The organism is Streptomyces europaeiscabiei (assembly GCF_036346855.1).
In the GTDB taxonomy this organism is placed as follows: Bacteria; Actinomycetota; Actinomycetes; order Streptomycetales; family Streptomycetaceae; genus Streptomyces; species Streptomyces europaeiscabiei.
The window spans coordinates 3050310-3067602 of the sequence record NZ_CP107841.1; the positions used below are offsets into that span (position 1 = coordinate 3050310).

Consider the following 17293-nt stretch of genomic DNA (forward strand, 5'->3'; position numbering starts at 1 on the left):
AGTGGGTTCGAGATCAGACACGCCCCCACGCGACACACCAAAAGACATACGACAGCAAGGAGTTCGGATTCCCTGCACCTCCTTTCCATCTGCGACGAAACTCTTCGCCACAACCCATCAGCGCCCCGTTCCGATTCCCGTTGACGGCGGCGAACGAGCGGTCCGACGCACCCCGGCAACCACTGCGGGGCGAGGTCCGCGCCCCGTGCGGCGTCAGCCTGCGGCTGCCCCCACCATCTCCCCCTCTTCTTCGCGGTCCTGCGAGAGGGCCGCCCGCCTACGGACCCGGCATGACCGTTCCCTCTGTCCAACCGGTGACCTGGAGGGGATAGCGTCACCGTCACCTGCCCTGTTCGAGGGCTGGATACCGAGCTGGACCCGGACCAGTCGGCCCGTGACCCTTCCATCACCGACCGGTGTCTGAGAGAGCGCCGAGGTGTGGTCGTCAGGCGGTATCGCCACGGGGCCCAGGCCTCGGGCACACGCCACAGCGCACAGACGACCCCTTCCTCACTCCACGGAGCGGCCCACCGACTCCGCGGAGCCCGGCACACGGCCACCAAGACGGGCCTGCCGCCCTCCGCGCCTCCACAACCTCACGGCCCCACGGCCTCACGGCCTCCACAACCTCACGGCCCCACGGCCCCACGGCCCCACGGCCTCACGCAAAACTTTCCCTCACTAATTCGTTTCTGCAATGCAACGGAGACGTTGACAGTCCCGCATATGCCCCACAGGATGTCAGCCACTCCACTCCACCCACCGGCAGGAAACCCTCCCTGCTCATTGAAACGTATCAAGGACGCGCCCGTGCCCCCTGTCGCTCCCCTCTTCCCCATAGCCAGAAGACACCGAAGAGCCAGCAGAGCCAGAACTCCCCGTACTCTCCTGCTGGTGGTGCTCACCGCCTGGTTCGCCCTCGTCGGTGGCCTGACCGGACAGCTGCCCCTGGCGAGCGCCGCTCAGGACGCTCCCACAGCCCTGACCGCGAACAGCCTGACCACGCCCGTCGACGTGGCCCCCGGCTCCACCCCACTGCTCGGCTGGCAGGTCGGCGGCGAGCGGCAGACCGCCTACCGGATCCAGGTCGCCACGACCTCCTCGGCCCTGACCGGAACCCCTGACATATGGGACTCGGGCCAGGTCACCTCCACCGCCAACAGCAACGTCTCCTACGACGGCCCGGACCTGACCGCCTCCTCCCGCTACTACTGGCGCATCCGCACGTGGGACTCCTCGGGCGCGGCCTCCCCCTGGTCGGCAGCCGCCTCCTTCGGCACGGGGCCGGGCACCACCTGGTCCGGGGCCACCCCGGTCTGGAGCGGCGCCCCGACCGCGTGGACCGACTACACGTTCCGGGGCAGCTTCGTCATCAACGCCAAATACGCCAGTGTCACCTTCCGCGCACAGAACACCAGCAACTACTACCTGTGGCAGTTCAAGGGCAACGGCGAGAACACCATCGCCCCCCAGGTCCAGAAGAACGGCACCTTCACCGCCCTCAAGACCGCCCAGGCCCTCCCCTTCGCCCTCACCACCGGCTCCACCTACGACTTCAAGATCGTCGCCTCCGGCTCGACCTTCACCACCTCCCTGAAGGCGCACTCCGACAGCACCTGGACCCAGGTCGACACCACCACCGACACCACGTTCAACTCGGGCGGCATCGGCTTCCGCACGGGACTGACCGAGCAGGCCACCTTCGACGACATCACCGTGACCGACAGCGGTGACCAGTCCCTCTACAGCAACGACTTCAACGACTCCGACAACGCCGACTTCACCTGCGGCACCATCCTGAGCAACGCGCTGTTCGTCGACAAGGCGAAGAACTGCGGCACCGGGTTCCCGACCGCCTGGACGAACTACACGTTCCAGGGCAGCTTCGTCATCAACGCCAAATACGCCGGCGTCACCTTCCGCGCACAGAACACCAGCAACTACTACCTGTGGCAGTTCAAGGGCAACGGCGAGAACACCATCGCCCCCCAGGTCCAGAAGAACGGCACCTTCACCGCCCTCAAGACCGCCCAGGCCCTCCCCTTCGCCCTCACCACCGGCTCCACCTACGACTTCAAGATCGTCGCCTCCGGCTCGACCTTCACCACCTCCCTGAAGGCGCACTCCGACAGCACCTGGACCCAGGTCGACACCACCACCGACACCACCTTCTCCGCCGGCGGCATCGGCTTCCGCACCGGCAGCACCGAGCAGGCCACCTTCGACGACATCACCGTCACCGACCCCAACAACCGGTCCCTGTACGGCAACGACTTCAGCGACGCCTCGAACGCCGACTTCACCTGCGGCGCCATCACCGGTGGCGCCCTGTCCGTCGGCACGAGCAAGAACTGCGGCACCGGACTGCTGACGGTTCCGAGCTGGACCTTCCTCCGCGGCGCCACCAAGCTGGCCGCCGGCAAGAGCGTCGCCTGGGCCCACCTGTACGCCACGGGCGCCTCCACCACCCCGGCACGGCAGTATGTCTACAAGCTGTGGGTCAACGGCAGCTTCGTCGGCGTCGGCCCGACCCGCCCGGTCGGATCCGAGGCCCGCTACGACGGCTACGACGTCACGTCCCTGCTGAACGCGGGCGCCACCAACACCATCGGCGCGCTCGCCTACACCACCAGCAGCCAGCGCTTCCTCGCCAAACTGGTGGTCCGGTACACCGACGGCACCACCAAGACCTTCGGCACAGGCTCCAACTGGAAGGCCCTCGACGGCACCAGCGTCCTGCCGAACGTCGGCTCCATCGGCACCGGGTACTACACAGCGCCCAAGGAGAACTTCGACGCCCGCCGCTACCCGTTCGGCTTCGCCACGGCCGGCTTCGACGCCTCCGCCTGGCCCTCGGCGGTCACCAAGAGCGCCTTCACCGACCTCCAGCCGACGCCGACCGCGAAGGTCCGGCAGACGTTCAAGACACCCGTCTCGGTCACCGAGTACTCCTCCGGCAACTACTTCATCGACTACGGCCGCACCTGGATCGGTGGTCTGTCCCTGAACCTGACCGGCACCTCCGGGCAGGTGGTTGACATCCGCTACGGCGAGGTCACCTCCGGCACCAACACGGTCAAGTACCAGACGTCGGGCGGCAACACCTACCAGGACAAGTGGGTCCTGAAGTCCGGTAGCCAGCAACTGGAAACCTGGGGCCCGCGCGTCTTCCGGTACGTCCAGGTCATCGGCGCCCCCACCGGGCTGACCGAGGCCGACTTCAAGGCCGAGGCGTACGTCTACCCGTTCGACGAGTCGGCAGGCGTCTTCGACTCCTCCGACACCTCGCTCAACAAGGTCTGGGCGCTGTCCCGCAACACCATCGAGGCGACCAACCTGAACCTGTACGTCGACTCGTGGGAGCGCGAGCGCGACATCTACGAGGCCGACACCTACCTCCAGCTCATGGGTCACCTCTACACCGGCGGCGACGCGACACTGGGCGACTACTCGCTGAACTTCCTGAAGTCCAACCGCACCTGGCCCACCGAGTGGCCCATGTACGTCATCCTGGCCATGCACGACAGCTACGAGACGACCGGCAACACCGCCCCCCTGTCAGCCGCGTACACCGCGCTGCAGGGCAAGCTGCCGGACGAGTGGTTCGAGTCCTCGACCGGTCTGATCCACAAGACGACCGGTAGCTCGGGTGCCAGCAGCTGCAACGACTGCGACATCGTCGACTGGCCCACCTCCGAGCGCGACGGCTACGTCTTCACCTCCTACAACACCGTCATCAACGCCATCGCCTACCGCTCCTACGAGGACATGGCCGACATCGCCACCGCGCTGGGCAAGAGCTCGGACGCCGCCACCTACACGGCCAAGGCCGACGCCATCAAGGACGCGGTCAACGAGCGGATGTGGGACTCCACCAAGGGTGCCTACCGCGACGGGCTGAAGAACGACGGCACGGTGATCGACCACTACGCCGTCCAGGCCAGCGCCTTCGCCACCGCGCTCGGCATAGCCGACTCCTCGCAGGCCTCGCAGGTGGCCTCCTACCTGGGCACCCGCGGCATGGCGTGCAGCGTGTACTGCGCCCCGTTCGTCATCCAGTCCCTGTACGAGGGCAACCGGCCCGACCTCGCCCACACCATGCTGACGTCGACCGGAACCCGCAGCTGGATGAACATGATCAACGACGGGGCGGGCGCCACCATGGAGGCCTGGGACCTGTCGCTGAAGTCCAACACCACCTACTCCCACCCGTGGGCGGCCTCTCCCGCCTTCACCATCCCCCAGAGCATGTTCGGTATCCAGCCCAACACCCCCGGCTACCGAACCTTCCAGGTCAAGCCCCAGCCGACCTCGGTCACCTGGGCCAACGTCACGGTTCCCACCGCACACGGCACCATCGGCGCCGCGTACGACACCACCAGCGGCGGACGCGTCGACATCGGCGTGAGCGTCCCGGCCAACACGACCGCCTCGGTGTACCTGCCCGGCGGAACGGCGAGCACGACCAGCGTCTTCATGAACGGCGACAGCGTCTCCGCCACCTACGACAACGGCTTCATGCGCGTCGACGACGTCGAGCCGGGCTGCCACGTCGTCACCACGACCTCCGACAGCACTCCGTACACCAACACCAAACTGACCGGCATCTGCTGAGCACCGGCCTTCCCTGACTGGGGCGCCTCGGGTTCTCCGGGGCGCCCCGGTGTCATGCCAGGGTCCTGCTGTCCGGCCGGCGGGAGAGGGAAGCGTGGCCGCCACCGGCTCGGACCGATTCAGCGCCGAGAGGATCGTGGTGACCGGACAGGAATTCGTCATCCAACTGGTCGGGCCGTACGGCGACCTGAACGTCCTCCATCCGTGCTGCGAGGGCAACGGCCGTACCCAGCGGGCGTTCCTGGAACAGCTCAGCACCGGCGCCGGATACGCCCTGGGCTGGTCGGGCATGGACCCTCAACGCAACGAGGCCGCCTCGGACGAGTCGGCGACCTACTTCAACGTCAACGGCCGCAAGATCACCGCCGACTTCAACACGTACAGCCACGGCCAGACCAAGCAGAACTACCTCGTTCTACTCGCCCACCTGGAGGACCTGGAGCGCGCCCCTCCCCCGGAGGGCTACCAGGCCCCCTTCTACAAGGCCGGCCGAGCGGCCGAGATGAGGGCCGCGCACGTCACCGTAGCCGAGCGTGCGCCACTTCTCCGTACCCTCGCCTGGGTTCGGATACATGGTGAGGTTGCTGTGACTGGAGCCTTCGACATGGTCCAGACCGAAGACGCGCCCGGCCGGCCCGCAGGAACGCGGCCCACTCCTACACCCCGACTCCCGGGAAACCTCAGTCGAAGCACCCGGTCTTCGCCCCGTCCGTCTCGGAGCCGACCTCGATGTGGAATCCGGAGCCCGAGTCGAACTCCGGCCCGGCGTCGTAGTCGTACTCGATCTCCAGTTGGCGGGCGGTCGTGAACTGCACGGTCAGCGTCAGAGCGTCGCCGTCCCCGCCCTTGGTGAAGCACAGTCCGGCTTCCGTGTCGGCGACGTCCGGGTCCGTGGGGTCGGACTGCACGTGCCAGCCGCCCGCCTCGGCGGTGGTGCGGTAGAAGTCGACGACCTTCTGCCGGGAACCGGGGAAGGCGTAGGTGCGCTCGGCGTACAACCAGGCATCACCGCTGTCGTCGAGGCATTCCGCGTCCACCGAGGCGAAGTCCTTCGGGACGGTCGCACCGGGAGGGACGGAGATCAATATGGGTTGCTCGCTCAGTTCCTTCACCCGTGCCTTGGTCCCCTCGCAGGTGTTGAACGGGGACGGAGAGGAGCAGCCGGTCAGGCCGACGGCCATGAGGGCGGTGGCCAGCAGCAGTGCGGTCGAACGGGCTGGACACATCGGCGAACGCAGCGGCAGCGGCATGAGGGTCTCCAGGAGGGGCGTGGGTGCGGCTCGAAGGGCTGGTGTGGGGGTGGGGCAGCCGGTCCGGAGGGAAATCGAGACTAGCTCGGGCCGGACGATGCTGGGGAGGCGGCGGACGCCGGAGGTGGTGCGCGAGTGCCGGAACACGCTCCCGAAGGGGCCTGCTCCGGCACCCGTTGGCCAGGTCAGCGGGTCAGGGGACGCAAGGGTCACATGACCGCCATGGGATCACCTCGCCAGGAATCCCCGGTTGTAGAGCCAGTTCCCGACGGTGTGCAGGGCGGCCGTAGCTGTTGTAGTAGACCATCTGCCTGCGGTTCCAGCTGCTGCCGACGAAGGCGCGTGCCTGCCGGTTGTTTGTACTGGTCCTTGCGGGACTCGGGGCTGCGGTCTCCGTACTCGTGGGCGTCGCCCAGCCGCTTGGCGGCAGCCGCACCGAAGAAAGAAGGTCAGCGCTGCCTGCCAAATGCAGTGACGGACGGCATTGTTGCGTGACTTGCTGGTGCCGATGTTCCACAGCGGGATGCCCGACAGGTACGACGCGAAGACACACCCGCTGTACCCCAGGCTCCAGCATGCCCTGGCCTCCACACGTTTCTTCTTCGCCGAGCGACCGTCCAGGTCGAACTGGTTGACCGGATCGGCATTGGGGGAATCGCACGCGTTCGCGCTGCCGCCCTGGACGGGGTCGGCAGACAGGAAACGGCCGGTGGCCGGGTCGTACAGGCGGGCGCCCACGAGCGACAGCCCGGTGACGGTCTCCGACGAGCACTGATGCGCGCCGAGCCAGTTGCATCGGGTTGCCTGCTGGCCGGGCCGGGCATTGCCGAACTCGTCGGCGTCCAGAACCGTCGGGGCGACCGCCGTGTCGGCCGGCAGCTGCAGGGCGATGTCACCGTGCAGGTTGGCCAGTTGGAGCAAGGTACCGCCGGTCTTGGTGGTCGCCGCCAGCTTGCCGTTCGGGCCCGAGCACGTTGCGGGTCACCGCGCCGCTGCTCGTGTTCTCGCCAGCGTTCAAGCCGAGCAAACCTGACGAGCGAACGCGGCAAAGAGGGCGAGGTTTGCCCGCCTCCTGAAGGACACGATCAACTGGTTCTGATCATTGATCCACAAGCCTTGACGATAGCTCAGCGCGACGAGACCGTCTGCAGGCTTACCGAAAGCTATAGCGTCACTCGTCGTCATCCCCGTCATCGAAATCGAAGGTCAGCTGCCCCCGCAGCTCCCCGTCTGGCGGAGCCGCGGGCTGGGGCTGCGTCGGATCTACGGAGTCATCGATCTCGTGCGGCAGGGCATAGTCGTCCGCCAACCGCGCGAGGTGCAGGATGAGGGGCATGCCCAGGCCATCGCGGGCCTCTCGGTAGTCCTCGCTGAAACGCTGCTGGTGCACGAACGCCGCCCAGGCTTCTGCATCGTCGCCTGGCTGGAGACAGGCGACCGTGAATTCGAGAAGATCCGGGTTCCAGGCGTTCGCCGTCGGCCGGTGTGCGCTGTTGCCCGACGGGTTGGTGTGCGGCGTCAGCTTCGCGTCATCGTTGGTGAGCTTCGTCTGGGTACTGGACTTGCCGACCGTGCTGTAGAAGACGCGGCCCGGATCGCCCTGTACGCCGGGCTTCCACAACCCCATCGCAAAGCCCCCTCGCTGCTGGCCCTCCAGCTCAGGTTTGAGTTCCTCCCGCTCCGCCCACCACTGCGCCGTTTCGTCCCTGGTGCCATCGGCGACCCGGACGACTCGCAATTGCTTGCCGTAGAGTCCGATCCGCTGCGTCGGCCCTCCGTCGAGACCGAGGCGATCCTGCTCCAGTCCGTCGTTCTTCAGCCACATCCAGCGCTTCCGCAGGTCCTGGGCATGTGCCAGTACGAGCGTCGGGGTGCTGCGCAAGCTCGACAGCGTCTGCTTGATGAAGGCCGCCATGAGCGCCGCCTGGTCGGCGCTGGTCCTCTTTGCCTCAACGCGTCCGGTCAACGCCTTGAGGAGTTCCGGATACGGAACCCATCCGTGCATGTCCGCCGACCTGCCGAGGACGCACTTCGCGCCCGGTCGGATGAGAATCGCGATCGGCGTGAACTGCTGCCTGCCCGTGGGCCCGTCGTGGCGGCGCTCCACGAGATGGAAGGCCACCTGGTTCAGGCCAACGGGGATGAGGTCGCCGAGAGTGTGCTGCGGCAGCAACCGCATACCGGTTTGGCGCATACCGTCTGACCAGGCCGATGCAGCACGCATCCGCGCGTCCTCCATGGCCTGCTCCTGCTTTTCAGCGTCGGAGTCCAAGGGACGGATGAACTGGGTCACCAGGCTCGCGTCGGCGCAGCCGAGACGGATCGCGTACTTCGGGTCGCTGCGCCGCCGGGCATGTTGGAAGGCGTCCTGGCCGTCGAGTTCCACGATGGCCAACCGCATGCCCGGAACGGTCGCGCGCAGGCTGTTCATGGCTTCCGCCACCTGGGTCCGGCGGTCCGCGATGGCCTCGTCGTGCTCCTTGCCCCTGCAGGGCACGCGATCACCACCCAGTGGGCCACCCAGCGAGCCCAGTCGCCGGGCGTGCAGCCGAACCGTCAGCTCCTCCGACTCCCAGACCCACGTGTCGGCTGCCTCCTCCCGCCGGAGCCCGGCGAGACCCAGTCCAGCCTCCGCGGCAGCGACGATCTGATCACGCATGATGTCCGACTGATAGAGAACGAGCGTCGTGAGATCCTCACCCTCCAAAGCCTCGGCCAGCCGGGCGCGGAGCACCTGGGCGTTGTGCGCCGAGAAGAGTTCTCGCTGGTCAAGAATCGCGGCGAGATCCTCGGGCGTCTGCTCCTTCTTGGGAATGGGCGGCAACTTCTTCAACTGCTTCTTTGGCGGTCGAGCGTACGAGCTGCGCGTGAGTGCCGGAATGGGCACGAACTCCGGGGCGATCGCCTGTTCCGCCCACTCGATGAGCCTCCGTCGTTCGCTGGGCATCAGGCCCGTGCCGATGGTGTGCTTACCCATGACCGCGTGATGCCCGACGGCGATCCGGATGCCGTCCCGGCCGTGGATCCAGTGGTCGGCCTCCTTGACCAGCCGGTCCGGAGAGGGCAGCGCGTCAAGAGCGGTGATCTGGGTGAGCATTCCCTCCGGTCCGCCCTGTCGCCACTCGGTCGTGCCGTTCCTCCAGTCCAGCATGGCGACCGCGAAGCGCTGCGGGGCAGGGCCGTCGAGCACAAGTGAGGCGTCCGGCAGCAGGTAGGCCGACACGCCCTTGCCATAAGGAATGAACACCTTGCCGCTCACGAATCGACGGACACCGGCACTCAGGTGGACCCGCGGAACGGGCGAGAACGGCACGGTACGTACGGTGACCCGGATGGTCGCGGCGTAGTACGCCGGCTTTCCGTCGCCTCCTCCGCGACGCTTGGGCACGTACTCGATGAGCTCGGACATCAGCTCGGCGCCGCCGCTGCCCGCTCCGCGGGAGCCGCCGAGACCCGCCACTTGGCGGAAGGTGAGTTGCTTCCCGTTGTGCTCGTACGGCGCCAGGCAGGTGATCCTGGCTGCGAGGACGTCGGGAAGGAGCCGGTACACGTGGGCTGAGGGGACCGCGGTCTGGCGTGGGGTATCCCGTAGTTCGAGCAGATCAACCATGCCCTGCTGCCAACTGAGGGCGGACGTGTCCAGATCCCGGAAGCAGTCCATCAGCAGCCCCGTCGTCTCGGGGTCGTCCGGGTTCCTCTGGAGGCTCTTGAGCCAGGTGGCGACGTAGAGATTGGTCACCGCGATCGGGTACGGACCCGTGCAGTACAACCAGGGGTTCGCCGAGCCGAACCGGGCCGTTGAGTCGACCGTGACGATGTCCGGGGCGGTGGCGCGCAGCAGCTGGTTGATGCGCTTCGTCGGCACTCGCCGGCGTCGCTCGGCCTGCCGCTCGTCCAACCCGTCGCGGTGCAGGCGCAGGACGGGTTCCTCCCAGTGCTCGGGGAGGGCGAGCGTGTGCATCGGGACCGTGAACGGTCCCCGAGCCGGGTCAGGCATGTAGGCGGCGGCCCGGAGGCACTGGTATTCCACGGTGCTGGTTCTCCTTGGAGGCGAAGAGGTCGTGTGGTCTCGAATGTGCCGACGCGCCGTCAGCCCATGTCCGCAAGGGCGCGGTAGAGCGGTTCGTACAGCTCGCGGACCAGCGACTTGTCGATCGGGGGAGGCTCGGGATCGGCCGCGCCGTCTGCGGCGAAGTAGGGGGCGAGGACTTCGCGCATACTCGCCAGAAGACTCGTGTCGGGCGTATCCATGGCCTGGAACCCGGCTTCGCGCGGCGAGAACGCCGCGTCGACGAAGACCACCCTGGCCGGCACGCCGCCGCGTACGAGTCGACCGATGACCTGCCACATGACGACGAGTTGGTCCCAGGTGAACGCCACCTTCTCGTCGTCCCGCAGGCTCGACCAGGCGAGTTTGCGGGTCAGGTAACGGTTCCATTGACGGCGGGCACGGCTGCGGAAGGCGACGGCGGCTCGGTCGGGTGTGGCCTCGGCGAGCGCGCCTTGCCAGAACGTGCCGTCGATGTCGCGGAGTTGGCGTACGGCCCAGTCGTTGATGGACTGGATGGCGAGCGAGATGTCGTCGGGGCGCGGGTGGGGGCGGGCCAGGAAGTACACGGTGCCGATGGCGGCCTTGCCCCCACGCAGCACGATGTTGTGCCCGCGCTCCACCGCGAGGAGCGGGGCGACGAGGAGGTCGCCGCCGACGGAGGGAAACGACTTGACGTCCCCGCGCGGCAGGGTGCGCGCGGCATTGTCCTCCGGCAGCCGCGTCCAGGCGGTGTCCGCGTCCGCGTCGTCGGACACGAGCTGGGTGACACGTCCGTTCCACTCGGGGATCTGGTTGAGGTATTCGGCCGCCCTGCGTGCCTCGTCGTAGCTACCGACGAGGAGGAGGATGCGGCGTCGCTCCGGATCGTCGATCTCGTCCAGTTCGGCGTCCAGCATGCTCACCGAGTCGGGCAGGCTGCGGTCGGGCACAGCCAGCTGGTGCAGCATGTGCAGCAGGACCTGCGGCCGCTCCTCAGGGTCGCAGCCGGACAAGCGCAACGGTTTCGGCTGGTCGCCTCCGGGCCAGTACAGGAACTCCTTGCGGAACTCGCTGCCCAGCACAGCCTCGACCTCCTCGTCGCGGGGTCGCAGTACGGCCCCCACGTCGGTGTGCACGTGGTACCTGCTGGAGGTGCCTGCCCAGCTCGTGGCGGACATCAGGAGGACGTGCGGTCCGGGGCGGCCGTCCACGGCGCACAGGTCGCCCAGCCGCATGAGCAGCTCACGGCCGACGCCGTTGCAGTGGAAGAAGCGGAGTTCGCCACTGCGGTCGCCATCTCGCTCGCGGTCGTCGTGGCGGAACTGGAAGCCGAGGACATTGCCCATGGGCGACTCGGGGATGACCGCCTCATAGTCCTTCGGAGGCCTCCTGGAGAGCACGTTGGAGGCGCTCTCCAGGTTGAGTGCGGCTTCGACGCGCGGCCACAGCGTGGTCATGAAGTCGAGGCGGCTGTGCAGAGCGGACAGGATCAGCGTGAACTCGAAGCGCCGGGCCTGGAGGTCGATATCGGCGAGTACGCCGCAGTCGTCCGAGACGACGTCGGTGAGGGCCTCGCGGAGCCGTTCGCGGGTTCGGGCTCCCTGAGGCGCGTGCAGGAGCTCCAGGGTGAGGTGGACGAAGGTGTTGACCAGGGGAGTCACCTCATCGTCTCCCGTACCGCTCTGCTGCTCGTGCAACGGATCGTCCCTGAACCGTCCGAGTGCGACGTCCAGGCTCCGGGCCGCCGCAGGAGGGCGCTCACCCTCATTCCGGCCGGGAAACCAGCTGTCGAGGAGCAGACTGTGCAGGGTGAAGGCGCTGAAGTAGTCCGTGCTGATCCAGCGCCTGAGGCCGTCGTCCTTGACGAGTAGCGAGTAGAGGCGGTCGGTGGCGGCGCTGACCGTGTTGACGGCGTTGGTCCAGTCGTCGACGTCACGGGCGGACAGCTGGAGCCTTCCGTCACGGGCCATCTGCTGGAACTTGTGCACCGCGACCTCGTCGAACCAGGAGTTCGGGGCTTTGCCCACGAGGGTGCTGGCGGGCGCGAAGGCCGTGTCGAGTTGCATCTGCACCCGGTCCGCCTCGTCCACGATGATGAGATCGCTCATCCGGCAGGCGAGCTCGAGATACCTCAGCTGGTCGTCGTGCTGGTGCTGCGGCACGGAGCTGTGCACCAGGCCGGCCGGCGTGGCGACCCACACCTGGGCGTCGACCAGGTCGCGGGCCCCGCGATGTCGGGGACAGCGGTTCCACAGCGGGCACAGCCGCCGCTGCGGCTTCGGGCGGCGGGAGTCACGCACCGCCGGGCTCTCGTCGTCGAGCAGCGGATCGCCGTCAGCAGGCTCGACCTCGGGCACGGTGAACAGGGTCAGGCACGGCGCCTCACGGATGCCGAGGGGTCGGCGCGCCTCCAGGCCGCGCAGAACGTCGACCGGGCATGCACTGCTCAGATAGGCGAAGCCCGCATGGTCGTGCCCCAGCATGGTGGCCGCACCGGCCGTGGCGGTGCGGCGGTGCAGCCGGCTGATGTTGCGCTCGCGCGTGGAGTGCCCGAGGATCGGCGCGGCCCGCACGCCCAGTCGGTCGAACTGCTCGACGACAGCAAGGGTTTCCGCCACGTCGCCGACGACAATGGTGACGCGACGGGGTGTCTGGGTCACGACGTGGTACGTCAGGATGTCGCGGATCGTGGACTTGCCGGCGCCGACCATGCCCACCAGGTGCAGCAGCCGGTCGACCGTCAGCCGCCCCTTCTCCGTGAAGCTCTCGGCTTCCTCGTCGCGCACGAGCAGTTTGACGCGCCGAAGCCGCCCGGCCCAGTCATTGCGGGGACCATGCGGTGCCGCCGCCTCTGTGGTGTCCATCGTGTCGGCGGCCTTTTCGAGTTCCGCCCACGTGACGTCTACCGGCTCTCCCCGTCCTGCGGGCGGCGCGTCGAGAGCGTGTGCTCGGGGCAGGGTGTCCGACAGCAGTTCCTCCTCGAACACCACGGAGTGGGTGCGGTCCTGTACGCGGAAGGTGTACTCACCCGCCTCGGCGAAGGGAACGGAGCGCGTCGAGAAGTCGGGCGCGGTGCTGAGCAAATTTTCGAAGATCTCGAAGCGGCGCGCGGCGCGTGCGGGCTCGCGGCGACGCGGTACGTCATCGAGTCCGTCGAGGTCGTATCCCCGCAGCTGCTGAGGAACTGTCAGATAGTCGGCCAGTGCCTCGCGCCAGGCATGGCGCCGACGCAGGTCCCACAGGTAGTGGCGGGCCCTCAGGACACGCAGGCGCTGTTCGTCTGTGCGCACGTCGCCGAAGGCTTCGCTGTACGGGTAGCCGCCCAGCAGCGGCCACACGTCGGCGGCAGTACGGGTCGGCGTCACGTTCTGAAGCAGGTACAGGCCCAGTTCGATGTCGAGGAGGTCGCCGGGACGGAAACTGCCGAGGTTCGCCGGCCATACCTCGGTGAGCTCCTTCGGCGAGCAGCGTCGGTGCCATCCACTGCGGTCACGCATGGCGGCCTCCTTCGGTACGCGGGGGTTCTGGCTCCTGTCGGCTCGGGGCGGGGAGTTCGCGGCCCACCAGCCGCAGAAACGCCTGGTCGTCCAGGAGAGTGACCCGCCCGGCCATGTCGTCGGGCAAGTTGCGGCGGAACTGCCGCCCGTACGCCTCGTTCTCGCGGAATCGGTACCGAGGTACGACGAGGAAGGCACGCTCGTACGGCGGGTCACCCCGGAAGGGAGTGGTCGTGCGCGCCAGGAGTGCGGGGTTGACGCGGTCCTTCACATCCACGGCCCAGTGCCGCCGCCCGGGCAGAGGGACGCGAAGGTCGTATGCGTCGTAGTTCGGCCACATCTCGGCCGTGATCCCGAACTTCTTCTTCAGTGCTGCTTCCAGATCCGTCTCGGCGAGTCCGGGGCTGGTGACGAACATGCGGAGGGGACGGCTGAGTTGGAAGACTCCCCCCTTGTAGGGGCGCAGTGGAGTGCCATCGCCCCCTGCCCCGTCACGGCGGCAACGGTCCAGTTCGCAGCGGTGTCCGCCGACGAGCAGCGGCACCATGAGGCAGTGGCAGCGCGCGCACTGCCGATACGCACCCTCACGCAGATAGGACGCGGGAGCAGGTTCGTAGCAGCGCTTGATGACGCTGTGCAGCAGCATCCCGCATTCCGGATCGCCGCCGAGCAGCGCCAGTTCGGCACCGGTGAGCACGGGCCTAGTGGTGAGAAGTGCGCGGAAGGCGGTGTAGGTGCCGGGTGACTTGGCTGCGCGGCAGATCGCGAGGGCTTCCAGGATCCGTTCGTTCTCGAACAGTTCGGCGGCGGGATCGGCCGCGCTCACCTCCCACTCCAGGCACAACTGGTGCGGCAGTCTGGTCTCGGGATCGACCAGCAGAGCCCTACCCGAGCGACCCTCGTCGGGCAGGGTCAACGGCCATTCCTCAAGCGGCCGTTCGCATGCCCACCGAACCATTTCCGGCACACTGCCGGGCGGTTCCTCACTCCGCCGCAGGCAGTGCAGCACGAGGCGGTTGTAGGCGTTCTGCACCTTGGCCGGGTAGACCGAGTTGGGCACGGTCCGCAGTCGGGACAGGCAGGCGAGGGCGCTGGCGACCAGGCGCAACAGCGTCTCGTCGGTGGTCCCGGCGCCTTCGGGAATCGCGGGCAGCAGGTCCGTCGTCGTCATGCCTCTTCCTCTCCAGCAACGGCCGGGCCTGGCCCGGCACTCGGACACCACTGGGATACCGGACAGGACTGACAATGCGGTCCGGGCCAGGCGTCCCACGCCTCGTCATCTCGCCAGGGAGCGCTGTACCGCCGCAGCACGGACCGCGCCTTGGCCTGCTGCTCGGGGTCGGTCGAATCGATGACATGGGGATCGGAGCCGTCCGGCCGGAGGATCTCCACCTCGACGCGCGATCCGCCCGGGTCACCGCCCAGCGCACCCTGTGCCAGCAGCGTGACGGCCAGGGCGAGTTGGGGATACGTCTCCAGGAGATCCGCCTGGTTCCGTCGCCGCTTCCTCGTCGTCTTGAGTTCTCGCCACACCCAGGAGCCGTCCTCCTGGTAGAGCAGGTCGGGCTTGGCGACGACCACGGCCTGTGCGGCGGTGTCGTGGACAACCCGCAGGGCCTCCGGCTCGACCCGCTGGACAAGTCCCCGGTCCTGGAAGGGGCAGGCGTCGACGTGGTGGAGCAACATGTCCCGGCCGGTCGCGGCGTCCTCGTCAGAGACCCGCCACCGCCCCTCCGTCCAGTTCTCGCCTTCGGTAGGCATGTCCGCGACGGCGCAGGGCGGCCACCCTTCACGCCGGTGCAACTTCTCGATCCAGCCGTGCACCGCCTGGCCGAGTTTGGCGGCGCTGCCGTACTCGTCGGACCTGGGCAGGTGTAACGCACGCAGGAACGCCTGTGCGGGGCAGGCCGCGTGGTAGCGGAGGTCGCTGACGGACACCTTCCGCAGCGGTGCGACGCGCGACGGCACTCCAAGGACCCCGGGCCTGCGCGGCACGGCCGGGCAGGCCGTGAACTGCTTGCAGTCCACGCAGGAGGAGCCGGGCGTCGGCGCCCCACCCGCCACGACACGGGCGACGTGCGAGTGCCCGTGCTCGGCGTAGTACGCCTCGGCGTCCTCGGCGGTACCGTCGAACTGCACCCGGGGCCGACCGTCGGCCAGCCCGACCTCGACGACGCGAACGCGCTCGGGCCGGGCGAAGGGGCCGAGCGGCTGGAAGGCCCGCGACCACTTGAGGGGCCAGGCCGCCGGTCGCCCGTGGACCGCCACGTACACGGCGATGGCGATCTCGCCGGGCTCGGATCCCTTGGCCTGGCCGTGCCGCAGCCGCCGGTACTCGCGCAGCCGTCCGTCGGCGGACTCGTACCGCCGCCACCAGGCGTACAGCTCCCAGAACTTGCCGTTCTCGCGCTGCGCCACCCAGTAGGCACGGACAGGGCGCAGCTTCTTGTCGCTTTCCGCAGCCAACGCCTGTATGTACGACCGCAGGGCGTGCTCGGCATAGGTGAGATGTCCGGGGTGGAGGGCGGGCGTCCTGGAGCGCAGCCCCTCCAGGGCCTGGTCGAGTGTCTCCTCGTGGAACTCAACCCGGTCGACGGCGTCCATGACCGGCCCGAGGGTGAAGGTTTCGAGCTCCGGCTTCGGCAGCCGCAGGCGCTGGGCCGGCCACAGCCCCGGTCGGGCCTTTGCGGCGGCGTGCGAGGGGCAGGTGTGCTCCTCGTCTCCGCCGGTACCGGGTCCGACCCGCAGAAGACTGTCGTCCCCCGTGAGCCAGTGCGGCCTGCGCCATGCCATGTCGTGGCCCATTACCTCCCCCTTCGAGACAGACGTCGCCCAGACGCCACCCCTCGGCGTGGCCTGGGGCGTCGATGTCTTCGACCGTAGCATGGAATATTGGAACTCCTTGGAACTCCTTGGCATAGATTGGCTCGTGCGCTAAGGTGCCCCTCATGGCGGCATCACTGGAGGAGCTCGAGCAGCGCCTGTCCCATCTGCGCACCGAGTTGCGCGGCGCCGTACGCGCCCGGGACAAGGCCGAAACCACGCGCATCCGTCGCGCTCTGCGCGAGGCGGAGGCCGCGTGGGAGCAGGCTCTCGATGCAGAGGCCGGGCCGGATGCCGAAGCCGGGCCGGACACCGAGGCACTCGCGCCGGCGGCCGAGACACGGACGCCACCCACGACGACAGGCGAACCACGCCGCCAGGAGCGCCCTGCGCACGGCTCCATCCCGGTCCGCGAACAGGTGCACCAAGCGCTCACTCTGCTGGGCGCTCCCGCGTCCCCGAAACTCATCTCGTCCGCGTACGAGGCGTTCTTCACCGAGCCGCTCGTCGCCGCCAAACTCGCGTCGCTGCGCCGGGACGAGGAACGCTCCTTCACGGCACAGGGTTATGCCCGCCCGTACTACATCTGCGCGGCCCTGACCCACGACCGCCTCGTCCCCGCCCGCGGGCTTCTCGCTCTGTCCACCTGGCCCGTGGAGCGACGGATCATCACCCCGCTCAGCCCCCGGACCGACTTCCTCACCCACGCGGTCGGCACCGCCGAGCAGATCCGGCGACTGGCCACAGCAGGGCATCCGGCCCCGGACGCGGCCTGGCGGCTGCTGCGCCGGTTCGCCCTCACGATCCCGGGCGCCTGTGATTCCGCGGCCCCGGAACCCGACCCCGCCCGTGTGATCGCCGCCGCCCGCGCCGAAGCGGCCGTCCACCAGCAGGAGGACGACCAACAGCGGCGGGCGGCGGCGGAGCGCGTCCGTTCTCAACTCACCGACACACAAAAGCTGTTTGGTGCAGCACCGCTGCGTGATGCCCTGCGTGACGCGAGCGGCAGCATGCACTGACCTCTCCGGCGGGTGAGAGACCACGGTCGTCTCACCCGCCGGCACACCTCCGAAGACGTC

The 17293-nt window shown here is 68.3% G+C and carries 8 protein-coding genes; 2 read left to right on the top strand and 6 right to left on the bottom strand.

What is annotated here, in order from left to right; genetic code table 11:
- Positions 1 to 894: 894 nt before the first annotated feature.
- Entirely contained in the window at positions 895 to 4614 is a 3720-nt protein-coding gene (locus OG858_RS13210) for a family 78 glycoside hydrolase catalytic domain (protein WP_328544885.1), read from the top strand.
- 680 nt (positions 4615 to 5294) lie between these two features.
- Here OG858_RS13210 and OG858_RS13215 read toward each other — a convergent pair.
- The 6 genes from OG858_RS13215 to OG858_RS13240 all read right to left on the bottom strand — a co-directional run bounded on the left by OG858_RS13215 (position 5295) and on the right by OG858_RS13240 (position 16196).
- Positions 5295 to 5864, bottom strand: a complete 570-nt coding sequence (locus OG858_RS13215) for a hypothetical protein (protein ID WP_328544884.1) — start codon at positions 5862 to 5864, stop codon at positions 5295 to 5297.
- A 228-nt stretch (positions 5865 to 6092) separates the two neighbouring features.
- Complete coding sequence (locus OG858_RS48125; RefSeq protein ID WP_408059390.1) at positions 6093 to 6785, bottom strand: RHS repeat-associated core domain-containing protein; 693 nt, start codon at positions 6783 to 6785, stop codon at positions 6093 to 6095.
- Positions 6786 to 7035: 250 nt separating this feature from the next.
- On the bottom strand, positions 7036 to 9861 hold the full coding sequence (locus OG858_RS13225; protein ID WP_328545341.1) for a pPIWI_RE module domain-containing protein: 2826 nt from the start codon (positions 9859 to 9861) through the stop codon (positions 7036 to 7038).
- Positions 9862 to 9953: 92 nt separating this feature from the next.
- Positions 9954 to 13391, bottom strand: a complete 3438-nt coding sequence (locus OG858_RS13230; RefSeq protein WP_328544883.1) for a pPIWI_RE_Z domain-containing protein — start codon at positions 13389 to 13391, stop codon at positions 9954 to 9956.
- Positions 13384 to 14562, bottom strand: coding sequence for a pPIWI_RE_Y domain-containing protein (locus OG858_RS13235; protein ID WP_328544882.1), 1179 nt, complete (start codon positions 14560 to 14562; stop codon positions 13384 to 13386). The genes OG858_RS13230 and OG858_RS13235 overlap by 8 nt, the downstream gene beginning before the upstream one ends.
- Positions 14559 to 16196, bottom strand: coding sequence for a PD-(D/E)XK nuclease family protein (locus OG858_RS13240; RefSeq protein ID WP_328544881.1), 1638 nt, complete (start codon positions 16194 to 16196; stop codon positions 14559 to 14561). Before OG858_RS13240 ends, OG858_RS13235 begins: the two co-directional genes overlap by 4 nt.
- A 143-nt stretch (positions 16197 to 16339) precedes the next feature.
- Between OG858_RS13240 and OG858_RS13245 the strand changes: the two genes are divergently transcribed.
- Positions 16340 to 17233, top strand: coding sequence for a hypothetical protein (locus OG858_RS13245; protein ID WP_328544880.1), 894 nt, complete (start codon positions 16340 to 16342; stop codon positions 17231 to 17233).
- The last annotated feature ends 60 nt before the right edge of the window (positions 17234 to 17293 follow it).

Bases quoted from the DNA above. Each gene is read 5' to 3' on its own strand.
- OG858_RS13215 (WP_328544884.1), bottom strand. From the start codon at position 5,864: ATGCCGCTGCCGCTGCGTTCGCCGATGTGTCCAGCCCGTTCGACCGCA.
- OG858_RS13225 (WP_328545341.1), bottom strand. From the start codon at position 9,861: ATGCCTGACCCGGCTCGGGGACCGTTCACGGTCCCGATGCACACGCTC.
- OG858_RS13230 (WP_328544883.1), bottom strand. From the start codon at position 13,391: ATGCGTGACCGCAGTGGATGGCACCGACGCTGCTCGCCGAAGGAGCTC.
- OG858_RS13235 (WP_328544882.1), bottom strand. From the start codon at position 14,562: ATGACGACGACGGACCTGCTGCCCGCGATTCCCGAAGGCGCCGGGACC.
- OG858_RS13240 (WP_328544881.1), bottom strand. From the start codon at position 16,196: ATGGGCCACGACATGGCATGGCGCAGGCCGCACTGGCTCACGGGGGAC.
- OG858_RS13245 (WP_328544880.1), top strand. From the start codon at position 16,340: ATGGCGGCATCACTGGAGGAGCTCGAGCAGCGCCTGTCCCATCTGCGC.